We start from the raw sequence: 20,333 nt of genomic DNA on the forward strand, positions 1-20,333 counted from the left end.
TTTTTCGTCTGGCGGGGCCGTCAGGCGCGGCGGCGGAACAGCGGTTGCGGCTGGTCGGCGGACGCCTGGTAGACCTCGGCGAAGTCCTCGAAGGCCTTCAGGGCGTCGACCGGGTCCTTGTCAGCGCGCAGGGCGAAGGCATCGAAGCCGACGCGCAGGTAGGAGAACAGCTGGTCGCGCAGCACATCGCCGATGGCGCGCACTTCGCCCTTGTAGCCGTAGCGGGTGCGCAGCAGGTAGGCGCTGGAGCAGTGGCGGCCGTCGGTGAAGGCCGGGAAGTTGAGGGCGATCACCTGGAAGTTGTCCAGCTGGTCGGCGATTTCCTCTATTTCCTCGCCGGCATCCAGCCACACGCCGAGGCCGCCATCGCGGGCCTTGAGCGCGTGGGCATGCTCGCGCCACAGGGCCAGCGGCACGATCAGGTCGTCGCAGTTGGAGATGCCGTCGAGTGTGGCGTCCTTGGGCAGCAGGTGCCAGGTCTCGTCGAGTACCTGGCCGTTCTTAATGATTCGCTGCATATACGCGCTCCTTGAACGGGTCGACGCCGACGCGGCGGAAGGTGTCGAGGAAACTTTCTTCATCGGTACGCTGTTCGACATAGACCTTGATGATCTTGTCGATCACGTCGGCCATGTCCGCTTCGGCGAAGGACGGGCCGAGGATCTGCGCCAGGCTGGCGTCACGCCCGGCGCTGCCGCCGAGGGAGACCTGGTAGAACTCCTGGCCCTTCTTGTCCACGCCGAGGATGCCGATGTGGCCGACGTGATGGTGGCCGCAGGCGTTCATGCAGCCGGAGATGTTGAGGTCGATATCGCCGATGTCGAACAGGTAGTCGAGGTCGTCGAAGCGGCGCTGGATGGCTTCGGCGATCGGGATCGACTTGGCGTTGGCCAGCGAGCAGAAATCGCCGCCCGGGCAGCAGATGATGTCGGTCAGCAGGCCCACGTTCGGCGTGGCGAAGCCCAGCTCGCGCAGCTCGCCCCATAGGGTGAACAGCTGCTGCTGCTCGACGTCGGCGAGGATGATGTTCTGGTTATGGCTGTTGCGCACTTCGCCGAAGCTGTAGCGCTCGGCCAGCTCGGCGATGGCATCCAGCTGCTTGTCTGTGACATCGCCCGGCGCGGTGCCGGTGGGCTTCAGCGACAGGGTCACGGCGACGTAGCCGGGGCGCTTGTGGGCGAAGGTGTTGCGTTGGCGCCAGCGGGCGAAGCCCGGGTGCTCGGCGTCGAGCTGGGCGAGGGCGGCGTCCTGGTCGGCCAGGGCCTTATAGGCCGGGTCGATGAAGTGCGCGGCGACGCGGGCCACTTCGGCTTCGGTCAGGGTGGTCGGGCCATCCTTGAGGTGGGCCCACTCGGCCTCCACGCGCTCGGCGAACACCTCAGGCGTCAGCGCCTTGACCAGGATCTTGATGCGCGCCTTGTACTTGTTGTCGCGACGGCCGTAGCGGTTGTACACGCGCAGGATGGCGTCGAGGTAGGACAGCAGGTGCTGCCACGGCAGGAATTCGTTGATAAAGCTGCCGACCACCGGGGTGCGGCCCAGCCCGCCACCGACGGAGACGCGGAAACCCAGCTCTCCGGCCGCGTTCTTCACCGCTTCCAGGCCGATGTCATGTACTTCGATGGCGGCGCGGTCGCTGACGGCGCCGTTGACGGCGATCTTGAACTTGCGCGGCAGGTGGGTGAATTCGGGGTGGAAGGTCGACCACTGGCGGATGATCTCGCACCAGGGGCGCGGATCGACGATCTCGTCCCGGGCCACGCCGGCGAACTGGTCGGTGGTGGTGTTGCGGATGCAGTTGCCGCTGGTCTGGATCGCGTGCATCTGCACGGTGGCCAGTTCGGCGAGGATGTCCGGCACGTCTTCCAGTTCCGGCCAGTTGAACTGCACGTTCTGCCGGGTGCTGATGTGCGCGTAGCCCTTGTCGTAGTCGCGAGCGATCTTGGCCATCATGCGTACCTGGGCCGAAGACATCAGGCCGTAGGGCACGGCGACGCGCAGCATCGGCGCGTAGCGCTGGATATACAGGCCATTCTGCAGGCGCAGGGGGCGGAACTCCTCACCGGAGAGTTCGCCGGCCAGATAGCGGCGGGTCTGGTCGCGGAACTGCTTGACGCGGTCCTCGACGATCCGTTGATCGTACTCGTCGTATACGTACATATATATCCTGTGATTCAGGCTACTGCTTCATCAGACAGCAAGGCTTTTTGCGCGCACGGCTGCGCACTCCACGCAGAGCCGGAGGAAGATACCAGTTAAGGTTTATGCGCAAAAGTGATGTTTTTATATAAGGCCTGAACTAAAAGTACTAAGAAGAATGGCGAATATTGCCTTTCACCTTGAGGCTGCTGGGGGCCTGGTCTTAACTCTCAGGGCGAACCACCCATAACCACAATAAAGGGGTAAGCCATGACCGATCATTCCGACATGCAAGAGCAGGACAGCCGGGTCGATGCCCGGGCGATTCTCGTACTGATAGCCCTGGTCGTGACGACTGCGGTGTTCTGGGTCAGCCAGCAGTAGGTGGGCGTATCAGCGAAGGCCAGTAGCGGTGAACCGCTACTGGCCTTTTTCATGGCGTTACTCCTGGCCTCGGACCGGCGTCTTCTTCAACAGGTGCGGTTTTGGCCGCGAATCGCGCGGATCGCTGCGCACTCATGCAAGCCAGCCGTCCATGCTGGCTGGGCCTGTTCATCGGTTGCCTTGGTAATGGTGGCGAACTGCTGGCCATGGCTCTGTATAATGCGCCGCATATGTCTATGACCCCGGATTCATGAAGCACCTTTCGCGTTTCTGCCTTGCCCTGTCCTGCCTGCTCGGGCACATGGCGGCCCATGCCACCTCCGTGGTGTTCCTCAACCCGGGGCACGCCAACGAGCGTTTCTGGGTCGATTACTCCCTGTTCATGCAGGACGCGGCCGACGATCTGGGCATGCAGCTGAGCGTGCTGTATGGCGAACGCGATACCCAGACCATCCTGGCCAATGCCCACAAAGTGCTGCGGGCCCCCAGCCGTCCCGACTATCTGGTGTTCGCCAACGAACAATATCTGGGGCCGGAAATCCTCCGCCTGTTCGCCGCCAGCGGGATTAAGCTGTTTGCCCTGCACAGCACCTTGACCCCGGAACAGCAGCAACTGGTGGGCGGCAGCCGCGAGCAGTACGCAAACTGGATCGGCAGCCTGGTGCCCAACGACGAAGAGGCCGGCTACCTGATGGCCAAGGCCCTGATCCAGCTGGTGCCACAGGGCGAGATGCTGGCGTTTTCCGGGATCAAGCAGACGCCGTCGGCGACCCTGCGCGAGGCCGGCCTGCGGCGGGCCCTGGCCGAGCATCCGCAGGTGCGCCTGCGCCAGCTGGTGTTTGGCGAGTGGAAGGAGCAGCGGGCCTACGAGCAGGCCAAGACCTTGCTGCCGCGCTATCCGCAGGTCCGCCTGGCCTGGGCGGCGAATGACGAGATGGCTTTCGGCGTCATGCGCGCGGCGCACGAAGCGGGGCGCCAGCTGCACTTCTCGGCCTTGAACACCTCGCAGCGGGCGCTGACGGCACGCCTCGAGGGGCAGATCGATGCCCTGGTCGGCGGCCACTTCATCCTCGGCGGCTGCGCCATGGCGATGCTGCACGACCATGCCGCGGGGATGGATTTCGCCGAGCATGGCGGCAAGGATCAGCAGGCGCGCCCGCTGCGCCTGCTCGATGGGCGCGATGCCAGGCGCCTGCTGCAGCGTCAGGACCGGCCCGGCGAGGGCCTGGATTTCCGCCGCTTCAGCCTGCAGCGCAACCCGCGGCAGCAGGCCTACAGCTGCTCGATCGACGCCTTGCTGCGCTGAGTTCAGACGCCGGCGAAGTGCAGCACCAGCTTGACCACGGAAAAGATCACCAGCACGAACAGCGCGGTGAACAGCACGCCGAGGATCACGAAGTGGCTGGGCTTGCCGCGGCTGAAGTCGCGCGCGCGGTGTTTGCCGCTCTGCACGCCGAACGCCGCGGCCAGAATGCTCTGCAGCATCTGCCCGAAGCTGAGGGGTTTGTTGTCGTCTTCGTCGCTCATGGCCACCTCCTTTTCCCTAGGGTCTGTTCCCGTTTCGTTCGCGAACCGCGTTGCTGCGAAAAATCGCGCCAGGCTAGGCGTGGGACGCAGGCAATGGTCATTCCCTTGGCAAGTCCCGCAACGACGCATGGCGCGATTTTGCGCGCAACCCGCAGGGACGGGCCCGTGAACGAAACGGGAACAGACCCTAGCGTAGCCGCAAAGCGCCGCACGGGGTTCAGAGATCGGCGTCGAGGGCGTTGACCCGCATGCGCTCGCGCTCGTCGAAGCGGCTGTTCTGCAATTCGGCAATGGCGTTGTCCAGCTCGCCCTGGCTCAGTCCGGCGCTGCGCAGGCGATCGCGCTCGGCGGCGTAGTCGCTCAGGCGCTGGCGCCATTCGGCCTGCTGCTGGTCCAGCTGGGCCAGGCTGTCGGCGGCTGCGCTGCCCAGGCTCTGCTCGCGCAGCTGGCGGATCTCTTCGGCGCTGGCGCCTTCGGCCTGCATGGCCTGGGTGGCGGCGTAGAGCTCGCCGTGGCGGGTGCTGGCGCTGCGCGCCTGGCGCACCTCATCCGGCAGCTGCGCCTCCAGTTCGGCCAGCGCCTGGTGCTGCTGGCTGGCGCCGAGCTCGCCGTGCTGGCTGAGGGCCAGGCGCTGCAGCATGTACTCGTCCTCGGCATTCTCGCGGGCGAAGAAGGCCTGGTATTCCTCGGCCGAGAAGAACTGCTGGCGCAGCGCATTGAGCGCTTCCAGGCGCTGGCGCAGGGCCTCGGCGTCCAGGCTGCCGCCACCGGCGGGCAGGTCCTGCAGGGCAATCCGGTAATCCACATAGCGGCGCAGCAGGTCGCGGGCCTGTTCCAGCGCCGGACCCTGCAGCTGGGCGGCGAGATCGCGGTGGATGCGCGTCAGGACCTGGTCGATGCCTTCCTCTTCCAGGCCGGCGAGGTAGAAGTCGAACAGGCGCAGCAGGCCTTCCTCGATGCGCAGTGCGCCGTGTTCATCCAGCTGCAGGCGCACATCGTGGCGCGTGCCCTGGAGGGAGGCGGGCAGCGGGCCGGGGTCGCCCAGCTGGGCCGGTGCGGTCTGGCGCAATTGCTGGTTCAGGCGGCCGGCCTGCTGGCTGCGTGGATCGCCAGGTGCCGCGGGGGCAGCGGTGACGGAAGGCGGCGGGGCGAGTACGGGTGGTGCCTCGCGGTTGAGCAGCAGGGTGCTGGCGGCGCTCAGTGCCGCCAGGCCGGCGAGGCCCAGGGCGCCGAGGAGGAATTTGCCGGACATCGAAAACTCCTGGTGGCGGGCCGCAGGGCCCGCCGACTGCATGGCAGATTACAGGCCGAGGTTCTTCAGGCGGTTGGCCTGGTTCTGGTAGAGGGTCTTCGGGTTGGTCTCGAACAGCGAGACCAGGCCCAGGACCTGGTTGGTCGGGTCCAGGTGGTTCATCGTGTAGTTGTCCTTGAGCACCTTGCCGAAGTGGCTGGAGCAGCGCCCGGTGACGCCGTCGTTGGACTCGCTGAAGGCCAGCGAGGTGATGGTGAACAGCGGGTCGGAGATGTCCAGCACGTTGGTCAGCGGCGCGGTGCCGCTCCAGGAGTACATGCGCACGCTGTTGCCGCCGATGCTGGCGGTTTCCGGGCCCTCGCCGCAGGAGGTGGTCGGGACGCCGGTCGGGAACTTGCTGTTGTTGGCCGCCGCCCCGGTCTTGTTGAACTCGGCGAGCATGGCGCGGATGTCCGACTGGCTCTTCTTGTTGTTCGACAACAGGTTGACCAGGTCGCCCACGGCATTGGCGAACACGTCGAAGGCCACGCCCTGCAGGGTGCCGGCCGGAGCGATGCCGGTGACCACGTCGGCCAGCGGCGAGCCCTTGTGCGGGGTGTGCAGGGTGGTGACCGAGGCGACCAGGTCCGGGCGCACGTTCATCACGTAGCGCGAGGTGATGCCGCCCTGGCTGTGGCCGATCAGGTTGAACTTCTTCACGCTGCCGCCGGAGGCCGCGCGGATCTGCTCGAGCTGGGCGATCAGCGCCTCGCCGCGTTTGGCCGAGCTGTCGAAGGCGTTGATCTTCGGCACATGCACGGTCGCGCCTTCGCTCTGCAGGGCGCTGGGGATCTTGTACCAGTAGTCGATGCCGGCGATGGTGTCGAAGGCGAAGATGCCGGGCACCAGGACGATGGGGTTCTTGGTTTGCGCCTGGGTGCCGGCGCTGGCGGATACGGCGGTGCAAAGGCTGGCGGCAGCCAATGCCGAGACGAGCAGCTTGTTCATGGTGGGTACCTGTGTGGATCTGTTTTTGTTTTTGTTGTAACTCCGCACACAGCAGCGGAGATGGCCGCTATCAGACCATCGCGGCGGCGGGCCGGCTTGTAAGAACTGATGAAAGCGACGCGCTGACAGGCAAAATAATGTGATGCGCATCACGCTGGGGTGGCGTCGGTTAACCGGCAAATTCGCCCCTGTGGTAACCCTGCGCCGACAAAAACAACAGGAGCAGCGGCGCCATGCCGACTGCCAGGCGGGAGTCACCATGCTGCCGATCGACGCGCCGGTCCTGCTTTACCTGTGGGACAAACGCACCTTTCACCTCAGCCAGTTCCACCAGCCGCTGCAGCTTGCACAGGCCGCGGCGATGCTGCTGGTCGGTCTGGATGGCCCGCTGCACATAACCAGCCAGGGCGACGCCCTGGCCTGTCGCAGCGCGCTGTTGCCGGCGGGGCTGGAGCTGAGCGTGGATGGCCGCGGTTCGCGGGTGGCGATCTGTTATCTCGACGTGTTCGGCGAAGATTTCGCCCTGCTGGCGCCGCGCATGGCCGCCAGCCTGACCGGCGTGCTGCATGGCCTGGACAGCGAAGCGGCCTGCATCCGGCGTTTCGACGAGTTGCACCGCAGCAGCGCGGCGCCCGAGCAGGTGTATGCCTGGCTGGACGAGCTGATCAATCCGCAGCAGGGCGTGCCCGACGGGTTTGTCTTTGACCCGCGTATCGTGCGCACCATTGAGCTGATCAAGGCGGACGTGTCGTGCAACCAGTCCATCGCCTACCTGGCCAAGCAGGTGGGGCTGTCGGTGCCGCGCCTGACCCAGCTGTTCCGCCAGAAGATCGGCATCCCGATCCGCCGCTATCGCCAGTGGCACCGCCTGTTCGTCACCTCGGTCGGCGTGGCGCGTGGCATGAGCCTGACCGAGGCGGCGGTGGCGGCCGGCTTCACCGATTCGGCGCATTTCAGCCACACCTTCCGCAGCATCATCGGCATGACGCCGTCCGCGGTGCTGGCTCATCCCCAGGGCGTGCGCCTGTTCGCCGGCTAGACCCGTCTCTGGCCTGCTTTGCGTCGGCCATGCTGCGTCAAGCACAGACGCGGAAAGCGGCTTGCCACGAGCGCGACCCATGGGGCGAGTGACACGGGTCATGCGCATTGACCATGTGCCCTGGCGGCGGATTCAGCCGCCAGGGCAGCCGCGGGCCTGCAGCCTGAGACGCACCAGCACCGGGCGGTGGTCCGAGCCCAGGTCGGGGCCGCGGCTCCGGCTGGCCAGGCGCCACTGCGGCGAGGCTAGCACCTGGTCGATGGGGATACCCAGCGGGCCGCCCCAGGTCGGCTGCAGGCCACTGGCGCGGTGCCAGCCGAGTGCCGCGAAGCGGGCGAAGGCGGCGGACCAGGGGCTGCTGTTGAGGTCGCCGGCCAGCAGCGCCGGGATGTTCTGTTCCTGGCCGCGGCGCAGCAGGGCCAGCAGCTGGCTGTCGCGCTGCAGGCGGTACTGCGGCGTCAGGGGCGGCATGGGGTGGACGGCGGTCACGCCGATGGCGCAACCGGCAAAGTCCACTTCGGCCTCGATGCGGGCAACACCCTGGTCGTCGACCGGCACCGCCGACTGCCTGATCGGCAGGCGCGACAGCAGGGCGATGCCGAATGGCGAGTGCTGCGGGCTGACTACCCGATGCGGGTAGTCGGCCAGTCCCGATAGGGCCTGGGCATACTCGGGCGAGACTTCCTGCAGCACCACCAGCTCCGGGCGCTCCTTGGCCAGCCAGGCGCGCAGGGCACTGGCGTCGTGGTTGTCCAGGTGCACGTTGGCGCTGGCGATGGCCAGCGACGGCCCTTCGCTGCCGCTCGGCAGCGGCGGCGCGGCGCTCAGCCAGGGCAGTGGCGCCGCAAGCAACGCTAGCAGCCAGCGCCGATCCAGCCAGCTGCCGCCGGCGACCGCCAGCAGCAGGCCGGCAAGGAACAGCCATTGCCAGTGGCTGGCCAGGTCGAGCAGCCAGCTCAGCGGGGCCGGGGCGAAGGCCAGCGGCCGCTGCAGCCAGGGCAGCAGCAGGCCGAGCAGGCAGCCGCCGAGCAGCAGTCGGAAGTAGAGGATGAGGCGCGTGCGCAGCATGGTCGGGGCAGGGGGTTACCAGTGGTGATGCAGGATGAGCGCCGCTCGGCAGGGGTGCAAGCCCGGCTTGGCCAGGCTTCCTGGCTACGCCCGCGCCTATGGCCAGGCCGTCGGCTTCAGCCGCGCAGCAGCGGGCTGTCGAGCTGCGCCACGATCTCGGCGAAGTCCGGGCGCTGCTCATTACGCGGCGCCATGCACTGACCGTGCAGCTGCCACAGGGCGGCCTGCTGATCCACTCCGTCGCTAGGCGCACAGCGTTGCAGCAGTTCCTCCAGCAGGCAGCCGAAGGCGCGCACCTCGAGCCGGCGCAGGGCGCGGCCCTGCTGGCCGTCCGCGGCGAAGAAGGAGGCCGCGCCGAAGTCGCCGAGCAGGCAGTCGCCGTGCGGGTTGACTAGCAGGTTGTGTGCGTACAGGTCGCCATGCAGGATGCCCTGGGCATGCAGGTGGGCCACGGCCGCGGCGCTTCCGCGGGCGATGCGCAGGGCTGCGGCGATGCCGAAGCGGCGCTCGGCCGGGTACTGGTCGCGGGTGCAGCTGGCGAGCGAGGGCGGCCCGGCCAGTACCCGGTAGCTCGGGTCGATCAGCTCCAGCAGCAGGCCCGCCGGTGCACCGGCCTGTTCGGCCAGCGGGCCGGCCACGCGAATCAGGTTGGGATGCTCGCCGGCGGCCAGGCAGGCGGCCATTTCACTGTGCGGCAGGCCGTCGCTGGTCAGCGCGCCCTTGAACAGCTTGGCCGCCATCGCCTGGGGCGGCAAGCCGGGGCGCGACCACTGGGCACGGTGGATCATGCCGCTGGCGCCCTGGCCGAGCAGTTCACCGAGCTCCAGCTGGGTGCGCGCTATCGGCGGGTGCGGGTGGCGGGCCAGGGCCAGCACTTCCTCGCGGTCGCTGAAGGGGTTGCCGGCAAAGGCCAGCCAGCTCAGGCGTGGCAACTGCAGCAGCCAGTCGGGCAGGCCGTCGAGGCGGTTGGCGGCGATGCGCAGCAGTTCCAGGTTGGTACAGGCGGCCAGGCTGTCCGGCAGGTGGCTCAGCTGGTTGCCGGCCAGCATCAGCTTCTGCAGGCGCGGGCAGTCGCCCAGCTCGGGCGGCAACTGGCCGAGCTGGTTGTCGCTCAGGATCAGCCAGCGCAAGGCCTTGGGCAGCGCGGCGGCGGGCAGGTGACGCAGGCGGTTGGCCTTGAAACCGACCATCTCCAGCTGCGGGCAGTCGCCGAGCACTTCCGGCACCTCAGTGAAGGGGTTGTCCGAGCAGAACAGCACCTTGAGCTTGTGCAGCCGCGGCAGATCGGCGGGCAGGCTGGTGAGCCGGTTGGCGGAGAGGTTGAGCACTTCCAGGCTGTCGGCCAGGTCGAAGATTTCCCGGGGGAATTCGCGCAGCTCGGCGGACAGGTCCAGGCGGGTGACGCCGGCCAGTTCGCCGCGGCGCAGTTGTTCGAGGGTGTGCATGCGGGTCGGCAGGTACGGCTGAAAAAGGCCGCAGAGGGTAGCATTTTGCCGTGCTTGCGGCAGCCGGGGCGCAGGGGGCTTGGGTGGGTGCGATGCTTCTACCTGATTCAGGTGTGGGTATCCGGTCTGTAGGAGGGGGCCTTGGCCGCGAATACAGGCAGAGCACCTTCCCCTAAGAGCATCGCGGCCAAGGCCCCTCCTACGAAAAGCGGTACTGTGGGAGCGGCTTTAGCCGCGATGGGCGGGCGGCCCGAGGTGGTCCGATCGCGAATGAATTCGCCGCCAAAGGCGGCGGCCTCAGAGCCAGCGGCGCACGCGGGCGCGGTACTGCGCGTAGGGTTCGCCGAACTTGGCGTCGAGGGCGCGTTCTTCCGGGCCGATCTGCATGCGGTTGAGGTAGGCGACGAACAGCGGCAGGCCGAGCAGGCTCAGCGGGTTGCCGAGAAACAGCGCCCAGCCGCCCAGGCACAGGAGCATGCCCAGGTACATGGGGTTGCGGGTGAAGCGGTACACGCCAGTGCTGACGATGCTGCTGGTGGCACTCGGGCGGGTCGGGTTGATGGTGGTGCTGGCCTGGCGAAACGCCAGGACCCCGGCGCTGGCCACGCCCAGCCCGCAGAGCGTCAGCAGCACGGCCAGCGTCAGCAGCCCCGGCAGCTCGAGGCCCAGGCTCGGCAGCAGGTAGGCCGGCAGCCACATGAGCAGGCCGCAGACAAACAGCACCAGCGGCGGCGGGACCTTCAGTTCGAGGGCGGACATGGGGCGGCTCCTGACGGGGATGTGCGTCGATTGGTGCATGCCGCCTGCGGCAATGGCAAGCCCGGGGTCGTGTCAGTCCGCAGAATGGCGCTGTTGGCGTTTGCGCTCGACCAGTTCGGCAGCCCGCGCGCGCAGCTGGCCGCAGCCGCCGTCGATGTCCTGACCGGCGCTGTTGCGTACCTTGGTCAGCACGCCGCGGCTGTGCAGGTAGCGCACGATCTGCACGATGCGGTCGCCGTCCGGGCGCTGGAATTGGTCGGCTTCCAGGCTGTTGTAGGGGATCAGGTTGAGCACCGCGTACTTGCCCTTGAACAGGCGCAGGATCTCGTCCATCTCCTCCTGGCTGTCGTTGATGCCCTTCAGCAGCGTCCACTGGTACTGGATCGGGTAGTCGACGGTGCGGGCGTAGGCCTCGCCCAGTTCCATCAGCTCCTCGGGGTCGATGCGCGGCGCGCGTGGCAGCAGCTGCTGGCGCAGCTCGGCATCGGTGGTGTGCAGCGACAGGGCCAGAGCCGGCTTGATCCGCTGCTGCGGCAGGCGCTCGAACACCCTCGGGTCGCCGACGGTGGAGAACACCAGGTTCTTGTGGCCGATGCCGCCTTCGGTGCCGAGCAGGTCGATGGCTTCCAGCACGTTGTCGAGGTTGTGCGCCGGCTCGCCCATGCCCATGAACACCACCTTCTTCACCGGCCGGAAGCGCCGCGCCAGGGCCACCTGGGCGACGATCTCGGCGCTGCCGACCTGGCGCAGCAGGCCGCTCTTGCCGGTCTGGCAGAACACGCAGCCGACCGCGCAGCCGACCTGGCTCGATACGCACAGGCCGCCGCGCGGCAGCAGCACGCTCTCGATCATCTGGCCGTCGCCGAGCTCCACCAGCAGGCGCGCCGAGCCATCGGCACCGGGGTGTTCGGAGCGCAGGCGCACCAGGTTGTCGAGGTCATCGCTGAGTTGCGGCAGACCGGCGCGTACGGAAAGCGGCAGGAAGTTCTCGCTGTGCTGGCGGCGGGTGCCGCTGTTCAGCGGCTTGCCCTGCAGCCAGGCACGCACCACCCGGCCACTGTGGGCAGGCAGGGCGCCGAGATCGGCGAGGCGTTGCTGGATGTCGGGGATGCGCATGGGGCGCGCATGCTACCACTGTGCGCGGTAGCGGCGAAGCGTGGCCGGCTCGGCGGGCTGGGCCCGCCGAGCGCAGGCGATTACTGGGGTTCCACGCGGATGGCCAGCGCCGAACTCAGGCGAATCACCACCTGGCTGTTGAGGTACTCGTCCTTGAGCTGCACGTCCGGGCGTACCTGCACGGTCTTGCGGGTGCCGTCGGCGAACTCCAGAGTGGCGGTGTGGCGCTTGCTGTCGATGGCCTTGACCACGGCGGTGACCTCGATGGTGTCGGCCACCAGCAGGCCCGGCTTGGAACCGGCGGGCGCTGTGGCGACCAGCCCGGCGGCGCCATCTTCGCTGGCGGCGCCCGGTTCACGCAGGTACACCACCTGTTCCACGGCGACGGTGGCATTGACCTTGTCGCCGACCTTCAGCTGCGGGAAGTTGATCATTTCCGGACCGGCGGTGAAGCTGCGCCGATGGCCCTGGGCATCCTCCAGGGTGAAGCTGCGCTTGGCGGGGTCGATGGCGCTGACCACGGCGCTGATTTCTTCGACCTGGGTGGTCACCCCGCCGGGCACGCCTTCGATGGTGACCTGGCTGGCGCTGGCGTTACCGCTCAGCGGTTCGTTCTGCGCCTGGGTGTTGCAGGCGGTGAGCAGCGCGGCACTGAGCAGGGCAAGGCCCAGGTGATTGAGGGTGGACATGCATGTTCTCCTGCAGGTTATTGGGGCTTGGTATGGCGGATTTCGTAGACGGCATCTTCGCTGCGCATCGGCGTCAGGTAGATGCTGTAGCTCGGCTTGGGCTGGCCGATCAGCATTTCGTCTAGGTTGTACTGCACATCCAGTTTCAGATACTTGATCTGTGCCGGGTTGAGGGTCAGCTTTTGCTGGATATCGCGCGGCTCCCACCTGGCCGCCTGGCTCAGGCCAGTGATGCGAATGCTGTGTTGCCCCGGAGCCAGTTCGACATGCCGATGGCTGTTGAACTTCAGCGTACCTATGCTCTGTTCGTCGATGAACACTTCCGGGTAGTCGTAGCGCAGCGGCTGCATCAGGCCCGGATTACTCGCTTCGGGGCGATACAGGTAGAGCACCGCCTTTTGCGGGCTGGAGGGTGGGACGGCCTCGAAATAGGCGGGGCTGCTGCAACCGGCGAGCAGCAGGGGCAGCAGCGGGAGGAACCGATGGGGCATGCGGGGCATCCTTGTCCGGTGACGGATGAACGGGTTGATGGCCGGCCGCCAGACGGCAGGCCTACCAAGGTTAGCTGGCGATGCATCCTGTGCTATGGTCGCGCCCGGAAAAATACTGTGGGAACAGGCCATGAAATTCATTCACCAGCGCGAACACCTGAACGAGGATGATATCGTCGTCATCGAGTGCTCGCAGCCCTGCAATATACGCCTGATGAGCGATGCGAACTTCCGCAGCTTCAAGAATGGCGGCCGCCATGCCTACCACGGCGGGGCGTTCGACAAGTTCCCGGCGAAGATCACCGTGCCCAACAGCGGCTTCTGGAACATCACCATCGACACGGTGACCCGCCGCGCGATCAGCGTGACGCGCAAGCCGGCGCTGAAGCATTCGATCAAGATCGTCCGCCGATCCAGCTCCAACCTGAGTTGAGCCGCCGCGCTCAGAACCTGTTCAAAGCCTCGCGAGCTAGAGCCAGGCAAGGCGCAACGACCAACGGGAGTAACAGCCGCAGGCTGGCCCGAAGGGTAAGCGCCAGCGAATAAATCGAGCGAGGAAGCGCAGTTTACGCGTTGTAAATGAGCATCTGAGGCCGATTGACCAGCCTTCGGCTGTTACTGCGTTGCAACGCAGCATGGCCGACGCGCAGCTGACTTTGAACAGGTTCTCAGCCGATGTCGGCGCGCTGTGGCGTATCGCCGGCCAGGCGATACTGGTTCTCGCCACTGCGCTTGGCCGCGTACATGGCCAGGTCGGCGTGATGGATGAGCCGGTCCATGCTCGGTGCGTGATCGGGGAACACGGCGATGCCCAGGCTGGCGCCGATGCGCTGCTGGCCATGCTCCAGGCTGAGTGGGGTGGCCAGGGCGCCGATGATCTTCTCGCCAATGCTCCGCGCTTCTTCGTCGAGGCCGCGATGCAGCGCCAGGCCCTCGAGAATCACCACGAATTCGTCGCCGCCTAGCCGCGCCACGCTGTCCGACCCACGCAGGGCGCCTTGCAGGCGCTGCGCGGTGGCTATCAGCACCTGATCGCCGGCGGCATGCCCGAGGGTATCGTTGATCGCCTTGAAGCCGTTGAGATCGATGAACACCAGGGCTACCCGCGTATCGCTGCGCCGGGCGCGCTCCAGGGCGCTGCGCAGGCGGTCCTCGAACAGCAGCCGGTTGGGCAGGCCGGTAAGCGGGTCGTGATGGGCCAGCTGGTGCATCTGGCTGGCCCAGGCCTTCTCCTCGGTGATATCGCGCACCACGCCCATCATCTTCACGGCGACGCCGTGTTCGTCCTTGACCACGTTGCCGGTCTCGCGCAGCCAGTGCACGCTGCCGTCCGGCCAGATCACCCGGTATTCCTCGTCGTGGTTCTCGCCGGTCTCGATGCAGCGCAGCTCGCCGGCGCGCACCCGCGCGCGGTCATCGGGGTGCACGCTGGCGCAGAACAGCTCGTAACTGGGCGTCACTGCGTCCGGTGCATGGCCGAACATGGCGTAGATCGCCTCCGACCAGTACAGGCGGTTGGTGTCGATGGCCCAGTCCCAGGTGCCGATGCGGGCAAAGTACTGGCTGCGCTTGAAACGCTCGACGTCCTCCTGCGAACGCAGCGGCTCGGCCTGCGGCCGCAGCAGGACGATGGTCGTGGCCGCGCCGGGCTGCTGGTGCATCTCCAGGGCGAGCATGCGGCCCTCGGGATTGGCGACTTGGCGCGGCTGCTGGCAGGTGAGCGGCTGCACTTGCAACTGCGGCAGGCAGGTGGCCAGGGGCGTGCCGAGCAGTTCGCCGGCGGGCCGGCCGAGCAGTTGCGCGGCGGCCTGGTTGTGCTGGTTGATCCGCCCGCTGGCGTCGAGCAGCACCAAGCCGTCGCTCAGCCTGTCGAGCAGGCTCCGGTACAGGGCGGTTTCCCGCCGGGCCTGGCGGAGCTGCAGGCCGGTCAAGGTCAGCAGGGTCAGGGCGGCAGCGAGGGCGAGGGCAAGCAAGGGCATTGAGTTCGGGCTGGGCATGAAGCATCAGGGTAGAAGGTGCCCGGCATTATGCACTGCCAATTGCTGTGGTTGCCTCAACGCCGATTGCTCGCCTCGGTGTCGAAGGGGCCAGGCTGCATGGCAGTCGCGGCGGATGCCCGCGACGCGCTGTGATGGGGTGGGCAGGGCGTCGTCTCGGGGCTTGTGGGCAGCGGCGCTGTGGGAGGATCATTCGGGCCTGCGGTTAACCCGATTCTCAAGGAGTGGATATGAATCATCGAGCAGGGATGTTTGCGCTACTGGCCTCCATCATCAGCGTCGCGCCGGCCTTTGCCGACGAAGCCGCCGCCACCGGGGCCAGCACGCTGCGCGACTCGGCCAAGGCCACCATGTCGACGGCGATCACGGCCGGCAAGAACCTCATGGGCGGCCTGACCGAAGGCGTCACCGAAGGGCGCGAGGGGGCCGAGGGCACCGATGGCTCCCTGAGCATCTCCGCTCTGGAGCAGCTGCAAGGCAAGGTCGAGATCGAGTTGCTGCGCACCGCCCCCGAGGGCGACAACCTGGTTGCCACCATCGGTTTCAAGAACGAGTCGGACCAGCAGTTGCGCCTGATCAATCTGACCCAGACCGGCGCGCTGATCGCCATCGATAAGGACGGCTACTCCAGCCCCCTGTTGGCCGGGCTGGACAATCCGGACCAGGTGACCATCCCGGCGAAGGTCGGGGTGCGGCAGAACTTCGTCTTCGAGGGGCCGGTAGAAGGCATCACCGCGATCCGTCTGTGGGGCAAGGACTTCGGCGTCCGCCAGTAAGGTGGTCGCCCGCTGGCCAAGGGCCGGTGCGCATGGATCAGGCCCGCCATCCGGCGGGCCTTTTTGCTTGGGCTGTTGGCGTGGAGGCGGTCTCAGCCCCGAGCCCTGGTCACCGACAGGGCGATCAGGCGCGACACCACCAGCGCCAGGTACATGACCCCGGCGAACTCCTCGATCATCACCAGCGAACGGGCCATGGGCGTCAGCGGCACGATATCGCCCAGGCCGACCCCGGAGAGGGTGGTGAAGCTTAAAAACAATAACTCCATCCAGGTGCGCGCCGCCTGCGGCTCGATCATCGCGGCGAAGCTGCCGGGCAGCAGCAGCTGGCAGAAGGTGAAGAGATGGGCGAAGGCCCAGGCCAGCAGGGTGAAGGTCGCGCCGACCGCGTACAGCTCGTCGGTGGTGGCGTGCTGGTCCGCGTTCATATAGGCAATCAGGCTGGCTGCCGCATAGAAGTAGAACGTGGCCTCCAGGATGGCGATCAGCCATTCCAGCTGCGGGCTGGGCATCAGCATGTCGAGCGACGACAGCACCAGCACCAGCACGGCCAGCAGCACGGCGACCCAGGTCTGCGTCGGGCTGCGCTTGACCACATGCAGGGCCAGGCCCAGCACCACCAGGCCGAAGGCGCCGAACAGCGCGCGGCCTATCTGGGTGCCTTCCATCCAGGGGTAGAGCAGCACGCCGAGCAGCTGGACGAACAGCAGGCCGGCGGAAGGGTGGCGGATGATGTAGGTGATGGGGGACATGGGTTTCCTTGACGAAGGTTTACAAGAACCAAGTAGTGCCGTGTACGGTTAGCAGGCTGTTGAAAAACGTAGGCGAGGCAGTCAGCGCAAGGCAAAAACAGGCGAGAAAGCGCAGTTTACGAGCTGTAAATGAGCATTTTGAGCCTGTTTTTAACGCCGCGATGGCAACGCAGGTAGTTTTTCAACAGCGCTGTTGGAAGCGACCAGCGGAAAAATAGTGGCGAGATGACTGACTAAGCTTCAATTTGCTGGCGAATTGATCGCACAGCGCTGATTTGTGGTCCATGCAGCAGTATTTTTCGAACAGCATCGCATTTATGCGGGTGGTCTTCAGGTACGGAGGTGGCTCAAGGGGGACAAGGAACGTTGTGCGGCAGCGTGTCGTGTGCAACCTGAAAGTGGATGCCTTCGACGAATTGATGGACGGTCCAAGTGGCAGTTCAGGCAATTTGACGCATGGAGGTTCGCATCATGTTCACACGGCGTACATTCCTGAAATATACCGGCGGCACGGTCCTTACGCTGTACGCGGTCAAGCGCTTCGGCGTGCCGGTGGCGATCGCCCAGATCCCCGGCGGCTCCCTCGATCCCGGCGTGGTGCCCAAGTTCCAGACGCCTTTGCTGATTCCTCCGGTGATGCCCAAGGCGGCGCTGTTCACCCAGTTTGGCGGCAAGCGGGTCGATTATTACGAGATTGCGCTCAGGCAGCTCAGCCAGCAGATACTCCCCGCCGGCCTGCCCGCCACTACGGTCTGGGGTTATGGCGCGGTGGCGGCCGGCAGCAAGAGAGGCTTGCTGCTGCACAACGCACCCTCGCTGACCATCGAGGCCACCTGGAACACCCCGGTGCGGGTGAAGTGGGTCAACGACCTCAAGGACGCCGCCGGCAACTTCCTGCCCCACCTGCTGCCCGTCGACCCGACCCTGCACTGGGCCAACCCGCCCGGCAGCACTGCCGGCCGCGATACTCGCCCGACCTTCAGTAGCACGCCCGCGCCCTACACCGGTCCGGTGCCGATGATCACCCATGTGCACGGCGCAGTCGGCGTCGGCGATGAGAGCGACGGCTACGCCGAGGCCTGGTATCTGCCCGATGCCCGCAACATCCCGGCGGACTTCGCCCGCGAAGGCAGCTGGTACGAATTCTTCGCCGGCAAGGCGCTGGCCAAGTTCGGCGAGAGCTGGGGGCCGGGCTTCGCTACCTTCCAGTACCCGAACACCAGCCGCGCCTCGACCCTCTGGTATCACGACCACACCCTGGGCATGACCCGTCTGAACGTCTACGCCGGGCCGGCCGGTTTCTACCTGGTCCGTGGTGGCCCGGCCGGCGACGCCGCGGTACTCGACACGCGTTCCGGCACCCCGGCGCTGCTGCCGGGGCCGGCGCCCAAGGCGAACGACAAGTTCCCACCGAACAAGAGCTATTACGAGATCCCCGTGGCGATCCAGGATCGCTCCTTCAACGCCGACGGCTCGCTGTTTTACCCGGACTCCCGCGCGTTTTTCGACGACATCGCCGGCCCCTTTATTCCGGATAGCGACATCTCGCCGCTGTGGAACCCCGAGTTCTTCGGCAACATGCTGATGGTCAACGGCACTACCTGGCCCTTCCACACCGTCGAGCAGGTGCGCTACCGCCTGCGCGTGCTGAACGGCTGCCAGTCGCGCTTCCTGATCCTCGACTTCAATGCCATCCCCGGGGTGGAGGTCTGGCAGATCGGCAACGAGGGCGGCTTCCTCGCCGCGCCGGTAAACCTCAGCGCCGACCACGGCAACCGCCTGCTGATGGGGCTGGCGGAGCGGGCCGAGCTGATCGTCGACTTCAGTCAGGTGCCGCCGGGCAACTACGTCCTCGGCAATGTCGGGCCGGACGAGCCCTTTAGCGGCGGTGAACCGGGATACGACTTCGATATGGCCGACCCGGACACCACCGGCCAGGTCATGCAGTTGCGCGTGGTGCCGGCGCTGGCGGCCGATCCGAGCACGCCGCCGCAGTTCCTGCAGTTGCCGGCGATCATGCCGCTGCCGGCGGCAACCTTCATCCGCCGCCTGGTACTGCTCGAAGAGATGTCGGCCTTCTTCGCCGACGCGCCAGCCGAAGCGTTGCTCGGCACGCTGATGGGGGATCCGGGCGAGGCTCCAGCCGCCTGGACCAGGCGCCTGTGGATGGAGCCGGTTAGTGAGAACCCGGCCCTCGGCGCGACTGAGATCTGGGAGCTGTACAACGCCACCGGCGATGCCCACCCGATGCACATTCATGAAGTCGTGTTCGAAGTCATCGAACGGCAGGACATCTTCGTCGACGAGCAGGCCGAGACGGTTCAACTCGCCCCCGGCTCGGTGCCGACCCCGGCCGAGCCCTGGGAGACCGGCTTCAAGGATACAGTGATCGCCTATCCCGGCCAGGTCACGCGCCTGCGCGCGCAGTTCAACACGCCCGGCCAGTTCGTCTGGCACTGCCATATTGTCGAGCACGAAGACAACGAGATGATGCGCCCATACCGCATCGGACCGCATCAGCCGGGGCAGCCGGGTTAGGGCGGTTAATCCTGGGGGGTTGCGATCGGCGGCAGTTCTGCCGATCGCCCACCTTTCCGGAGCTTCCTGCGCACATCGACCCATTACCCGCGAAGGCTGGGCGGCAGCGGTTCCAGCGGGTAGCCGAGCAGGTCGCGAATATCGTGCTCGCCAGGCTGCCCGGCGCTGGCCGCTCAGCGTTGCCCCAGGTCGCCAATGAATTCGCTCCTACGAACAGCCAGAGCAGCCACCAAGCACCCGCCTCACGCAAGCAACACGTAGCCGTTACATAGCCGTTTTCAACAGCCTGTTAGCCGAGCAGTCGGCGTACCTGTTCGATGGCCTGGGCCTCGCGCTGCAGCCAGTCGCCGCCGACCCCGGTCCAGGGGCGTGCATGCCGCTGCAGCCAGTCGCCGCACGCCTGGTGAAAGCGCTGACGCTCGGTCAGTTGCGGCTGGCAGCGCTGGCCGTCGTCGTGCCAGTCCACGCCTTGCGGCGAGAGCAGCAGGTGCAGGTCGTAGTGTCGCTGCAGCAGCTCTGCTTCGAGCCAGTCCGGGCAGGCGCCGAACAGGGTCTGGCTCCAGAGCATATTGCTCAGCAGGTGGGTGTCGAGGATCAGCAGCTCGGGCGCTCTGGTGCGGGCGGCATCCTCCCAGGCCAGCTGGCCACGGGCGATGGCCGGGATATCTGCCAGACGGGTGTCGCGCTGCTCCTGCTCGATGAAATGGCGCACGTATTCGCCGACCACCAGGCCGCCGAAGTGCCGCTGCAGGCGCTCGGCGAGAAAGGTCTTGCCGCTCGATTCGGGGCCGGTGAGCACCACGACTTTCATGCGGTCTGCAGCCGCGTGGCGCGCCATTCACGCAGGCCGAGCAGCGCCAGAGCAGTGAAGGCGGCATACAGTCCGGCCGTCAGCCAGTAACCCTGGAAGCCGAAGAAACCGACATAGAGCACATCGACCAGAATCCACAGCACCCAGCACTGCCAGCGCTTGAGCGCCATCCACAGCTGGGCGAGCAGGCTGAAGGCGGTGAGCAGGGCGTCCGGCCAGGGATAGATGGCTTCGGTGAAGCTCTGCATGGCCAGCCCCAATGCCAGTCCGATAAACAGGGCCGCAGCCAGACCCAGGCTGACCTCCTGGCCGCCGGCCTGGCTGACCGGGCGCCGCCCGCTGTTGTCCACGCCCTGGCGCCATTGCCACCAGCCGTACAGCTGCATGGCGGCGAACACGCCGTGCAGCAGCACCAGCGAATACAGGCGGGCGTCGAGGAAAAACCAGGCGTAGAGCAGCACCATCACCAGGCCGATGGGCCAGCACAGGGCGTTCTGCCGCACGGTCAGCCAGACGGAGGTGATGCCCAGGGCGGAGGCGATGAGTTCGAGTGTCGTCATGTT

At 66.6% G+C, this 20,333-nt stretch carries 20 protein-coding genes; 5 read left to right on the forward strand and 15 right to left on the reverse strand.

Going from position 1 to position 20,333, the window contains the following annotated elements; translation table 11 throughout:
• Positions 1-20: 20 nt before the first annotated feature.
• A complete protein-coding gene (locus F3I62_RS10310) occupies positions 21-518 on the reverse strand; it encodes a DUF934 domain-containing protein (RefSeq protein WP_160489564.1) in 498 nt (165 codons plus the stop codon).
• A complete protein-coding gene (locus tag F3I62_RS10315) occupies positions 502-2,160 on the reverse strand; it encodes a nitrite/sulfite reductase (protein WP_160489565.1) in 1,659 nt (552 codons plus the stop codon). The genes F3I62_RS10310 and F3I62_RS10315 overlap by 17 nt, the downstream gene beginning before the upstream one ends.
• A 613-nt stretch (positions 2,161-2,773) precedes the next feature.
• Between F3I62_RS10315 and F3I62_RS10320 the strand changes: the two genes are divergently transcribed.
• Positions 2,774-3,829 (forward strand): ABC transporter substrate-binding protein, encoded by a 1,056-nt coding sequence (locus tag F3I62_RS10320; RefSeq protein ID WP_160489566.1) that lies wholly within the window; start codon positions 2,774-2,776, stop codon positions 3,827-3,829.
• 2 nt (positions 3,830-3,831) lie between these two features.
• Here F3I62_RS10320 and F3I62_RS10325 read toward each other — a convergent pair whose 3' ends face one another.
• From F3I62_RS10325 to F3I62_RS10335, 3 genes are all read right to left on the reverse strand, one after another.
• On the reverse strand, positions 3,832-4,050 hold the full coding sequence (locus tag F3I62_RS10325) for a DUF2970 domain-containing protein (RefSeq protein WP_160081303.1): 219 nt from the start codon (positions 4,048-4,050) through the stop codon (positions 3,832-3,834).
• A 217-nt stretch (positions 4,051-4,267) separates the two neighbouring features.
• Positions 4,268-5,302: a lipase secretion chaperone gene (locus F3I62_RS10330; RefSeq protein ID WP_160489567.1), complete on the reverse strand. Its 1,035-nt coding sequence runs from the start codon at positions 5,300-5,302 to the stop codon at positions 4,268-4,270.
• Positions 5,303-5,350: 48 nt separating this feature from the next.
• A complete protein-coding gene (locus F3I62_RS10335) occupies positions 5,351-6,289 on the reverse strand; it encodes a triacylglycerol lipase (RefSeq protein ID WP_160489568.1) in 939 nt (312 codons plus the stop codon).
• A gap of 259 nt (positions 6,290-6,548) precedes the next feature.
• Between F3I62_RS10335 and F3I62_RS10340 the strand changes: the two genes are divergently transcribed.
• The gene (locus F3I62_RS10340; protein ID WP_160489569.1) at positions 6,549-7,328 is read left to right on the forward strand and encodes a helix-turn-helix domain-containing protein; all 780 of its coding nucleotides are present in this window, start codon (positions 6,549-6,551) and stop codon (positions 7,326-7,328) included.
• Positions 7,329-7,460: 132 nt separating this feature from the next.
• On the opposite strand, the gene F3I62_RS10345 is transcribed toward F3I62_RS10340, so the two are convergent.
• The 6 genes from F3I62_RS10345 to F3I62_RS10370 all read right to left on the reverse strand — a co-directional run bounded on the left by F3I62_RS10345 (position 7,461) and on the right by F3I62_RS10370 (position 12,896).
• Complete coding sequence (locus tag F3I62_RS10345; RefSeq protein ID WP_160489570.1) at positions 7,461-8,396, reverse strand: endonuclease/exonuclease/phosphatase family protein; 936 nt, start codon at positions 8,394-8,396, stop codon at positions 7,461-7,463.
• Between the two features lie 116 nt (positions 8,397-8,512).
• On the reverse strand, positions 8,513-9,841 hold the full coding sequence (locus tag F3I62_RS10350) for a leucine-rich repeat-containing protein kinase family protein (RefSeq protein ID WP_160489571.1): 1,329 nt from the start codon (positions 9,839-9,841) through the stop codon (positions 8,513-8,515).
• Between the two features lie 297 nt (positions 9,842-10,138).
• The gene (locus F3I62_RS10355; protein WP_160489572.1) at positions 10,139-10,600 is read right to left on the reverse strand and encodes an isoprenylcysteine carboxylmethyltransferase family protein; all 462 of its coding nucleotides are present in this window, start codon (positions 10,598-10,600) and stop codon (positions 10,139-10,141) included.
• A gap of 72 nt (positions 10,601-10,672) precedes the next feature.
• Positions 10,673-11,716 (reverse strand): RNA methyltransferase, encoded by a 1,044-nt coding sequence (locus F3I62_RS10360; protein WP_160489573.1) that lies wholly within the window; start codon positions 11,714-11,716, stop codon positions 10,673-10,675.
• A gap of 80 nt (positions 11,717-11,796) precedes the next feature.
• Positions 11,797-12,405, reverse strand: a complete 609-nt coding sequence (locus F3I62_RS10365; protein WP_160489574.1) for a hypothetical protein — start codon at positions 12,403-12,405, stop codon at positions 11,797-11,799.
• Positions 12,406-12,422: 17 nt separating this feature from the next.
• The gene (locus tag F3I62_RS10370) at positions 12,423-12,896 is read right to left on the reverse strand and encodes a DUF2846 domain-containing protein (RefSeq protein WP_160489575.1); all 474 of its coding nucleotides are present in this window, start codon (positions 12,894-12,896) and stop codon (positions 12,423-12,425) included.
• Between the two features lie 130 nt (positions 12,897-13,026).
• Between F3I62_RS10370 and F3I62_RS10375 the strand changes: the two genes are divergently transcribed.
• Positions 13,027-13,329, forward strand: coding sequence for a DUF1883 domain-containing protein (locus tag F3I62_RS10375; protein WP_160489576.1), 303 nt, complete (start codon positions 13,027-13,029; stop codon positions 13,327-13,329).
• Positions 13,330-13,564: 235 nt separating this feature from the next.
• Here the strand turns inward: F3I62_RS10375 and F3I62_RS10380 are convergent, their stop codons facing one another.
• Positions 13,565-14,875 carry a sensor domain-containing diguanylate cyclase gene (locus F3I62_RS10380; RefSeq protein ID WP_160489577.1) on the reverse strand — a complete coding sequence of 437 codons (1,311 nt, stop codon included), beginning with the start codon at positions 14,873-14,875 and terminating at the stop codon, positions 13,565-13,567.
• 266 nt (positions 14,876-15,141) lie between these two features.
• On the opposite strand from F3I62_RS10380, the gene F3I62_RS10385 reads away from it, so the two are divergent.
• Positions 15,142-15,669 (forward strand): hypothetical protein, encoded by a 528-nt coding sequence (locus tag F3I62_RS10385; protein ID WP_160489821.1) that lies wholly within the window; start codon positions 15,142-15,144, stop codon positions 15,667-15,669.
• Between the two features lie 92 nt (positions 15,670-15,761).
• Here F3I62_RS10385 and F3I62_RS10390 read toward each other — a convergent pair whose 3' ends face one another.
• Complete coding sequence (locus F3I62_RS10390) at positions 15,762-16,421, reverse strand: potassium channel family protein (protein ID WP_160489578.1); 660 nt, start codon at positions 16,419-16,421, stop codon at positions 15,762-15,764.
• Positions 16,422-16,892: 471 nt separating this feature from the next.
• On the opposite strand from F3I62_RS10390, the gene F3I62_RS10395 reads away from it, so the two are divergent.
• A complete protein-coding gene (locus tag F3I62_RS10395) occupies positions 16,893-18,959 on the forward strand; it encodes a multicopper oxidase family protein (RefSeq protein ID WP_160489579.1) in 2,067 nt (688 codons plus the stop codon).
• A gap of 289 nt (positions 18,960-19,248) precedes the next feature.
• Here F3I62_RS10395 and F3I62_RS10400 read toward each other — a convergent pair whose 3' ends face one another.
• A complete protein-coding gene (locus F3I62_RS10400) occupies positions 19,249-19,770 on the reverse strand; it encodes an AAA family ATPase (protein WP_160489580.1) in 522 nt (173 codons plus the stop codon).
• Positions 19,767-20,330, reverse strand: a complete 564-nt coding sequence (gene pnuC / locus F3I62_RS10405) for a nicotinamide riboside transporter PnuC (protein WP_160489581.1) — start codon at positions 20,328-20,330, stop codon at positions 19,767-19,769. Before pnuC ends, F3I62_RS10400 begins: the two co-directional genes overlap by 4 nt.
• Positions 20,331-20,333: the final 3 nt, after the last annotated feature.

Origin of the sequence: Pseudomonas sp. R-28-1W-6 (assembly GCF_009799925.1) — a bacterium.
In the GTDB taxonomy this organism is placed as follows: Bacteria; Pseudomonadota; Gammaproteobacteria; order Pseudomonadales; family Pseudomonadaceae; genus Aquipseudomonas.

Excerpts from the sequence above, each read along its gene's own strand:
- F3I62_RS10380 (WP_160489577.1), bottom strand. The coding sequence starts at position 14,875 with ATGCCCTTGCTTGCCCTCGCCCTCGCTGCCGCCCTGACCCTGCTGACC.
- F3I62_RS10400 (WP_160489580.1), bottom strand. The coding sequence starts at position 19,770 with ATGAAAGTCGTGGTGCTCACCGGCCCCGAATCGAGCGGCAAGACCTTT.
- F3I62_RS10320 (WP_160489566.1), top strand. The coding sequence starts at position 2,774 with ATGAAGCACCTTTCGCGTTTCTGCCTTGCCCTGTCCTGCCTGCTCGGG.
- F3I62_RS10330 (WP_160489567.1), bottom strand. The coding sequence starts at position 5,302 with ATGTCCGGCAAATTCCTCCTCGGCGCCCTGGGCCTCGCCGGCCTGGCG.
- F3I62_RS10325 (WP_160081303.1), bottom strand. The coding sequence starts at position 4,050 with ATGAGCGACGAAGACGACAACAAACCCCTCAGCTTCGGGCAGATGCTG.
- F3I62_RS10310 (WP_160489564.1), bottom strand. The coding sequence starts at position 518 with ATGCAGCGAATCATTAAGAACGGCCAGGTACTCGACGAGACCTGGCAC.
- F3I62_RS10365 (WP_160489574.1), bottom strand. The coding sequence starts at position 12,405 with ATGTCCACCCTCAATCACCTGGGCCTTGCCCTGCTCAGTGCCGCGCTG.
- F3I62_RS10345 (WP_160489570.1), bottom strand. The coding sequence starts at position 8,396 with ATGCTGCGCACGCGCCTCATCCTCTACTTCCGACTGCTGCTCGGCGGC.
- F3I62_RS10340 (WP_160489569.1), top strand. The coding sequence starts at position 6,549 with ATGCTGCCGATCGACGCGCCGGTCCTGCTTTACCTGTGGGACAAACGC.
- F3I62_RS10385 (WP_160489821.1), top strand. The coding sequence starts at position 15,142 with ATGTTTGCGCTACTGGCCTCCATCATCAGCGTCGCGCCGGCCTTTGCC.
- F3I62_RS10370 (WP_160489575.1), bottom strand. The coding sequence starts at position 12,896 with ATGCCCCATCGGTTCCTCCCGCTGCTGCCCCTGCTGCTCGCCGGTTGC.
- F3I62_RS10350 (WP_160489571.1), bottom strand. The coding sequence starts at position 9,841 with ATGCACACCCTCGAACAACTGCGCCGCGGCGAACTGGCCGGCGTCACC.
- F3I62_RS10355 (WP_160489572.1), bottom strand. The coding sequence starts at position 10,600 with ATGTCCGCCCTCGAACTGAAGGTCCCGCCGCCGCTGGTGCTGTTTGTC.
- F3I62_RS10375 (WP_160489576.1), top strand. The coding sequence starts at position 13,027 with ATGAAATTCATTCACCAGCGCGAACACCTGAACGAGGATGATATCGTC.
- F3I62_RS10390 (WP_160489578.1), bottom strand. The coding sequence starts at position 16,421 with ATGTCCCCCATCACCTACATCATCCGCCACCCTTCCGCCGGCCTGCTG.
- F3I62_RS10315 (WP_160489565.1), bottom strand. The coding sequence starts at position 2,160 with ATGTACGTATACGACGAGTACGATCAACGGATCGTCGAGGACCGCGTC.
- F3I62_RS10395 (WP_160489579.1), top strand. The coding sequence starts at position 16,893 with ATGTTCACACGGCGTACATTCCTGAAATATACCGGCGGCACGGTCCTT.
- F3I62_RS10335 (WP_160489568.1), bottom strand. The coding sequence starts at position 6,289 with ATGAACAAGCTGCTCGTCTCGGCATTGGCTGCCGCCAGCCTTTGCACC.
- F3I62_RS10360 (WP_160489573.1), bottom strand. The coding sequence starts at position 11,716 with ATGCGCATCCCCGACATCCAGCAACGCCTCGCCGATCTCGGCGCCCTG.
- pnuC (WP_160489581.1), bottom strand. The coding sequence starts at position 20,330 with ATGACGACACTCGAACTCATCGCCTCCGCCCTGGGCATCACCTCCGTC.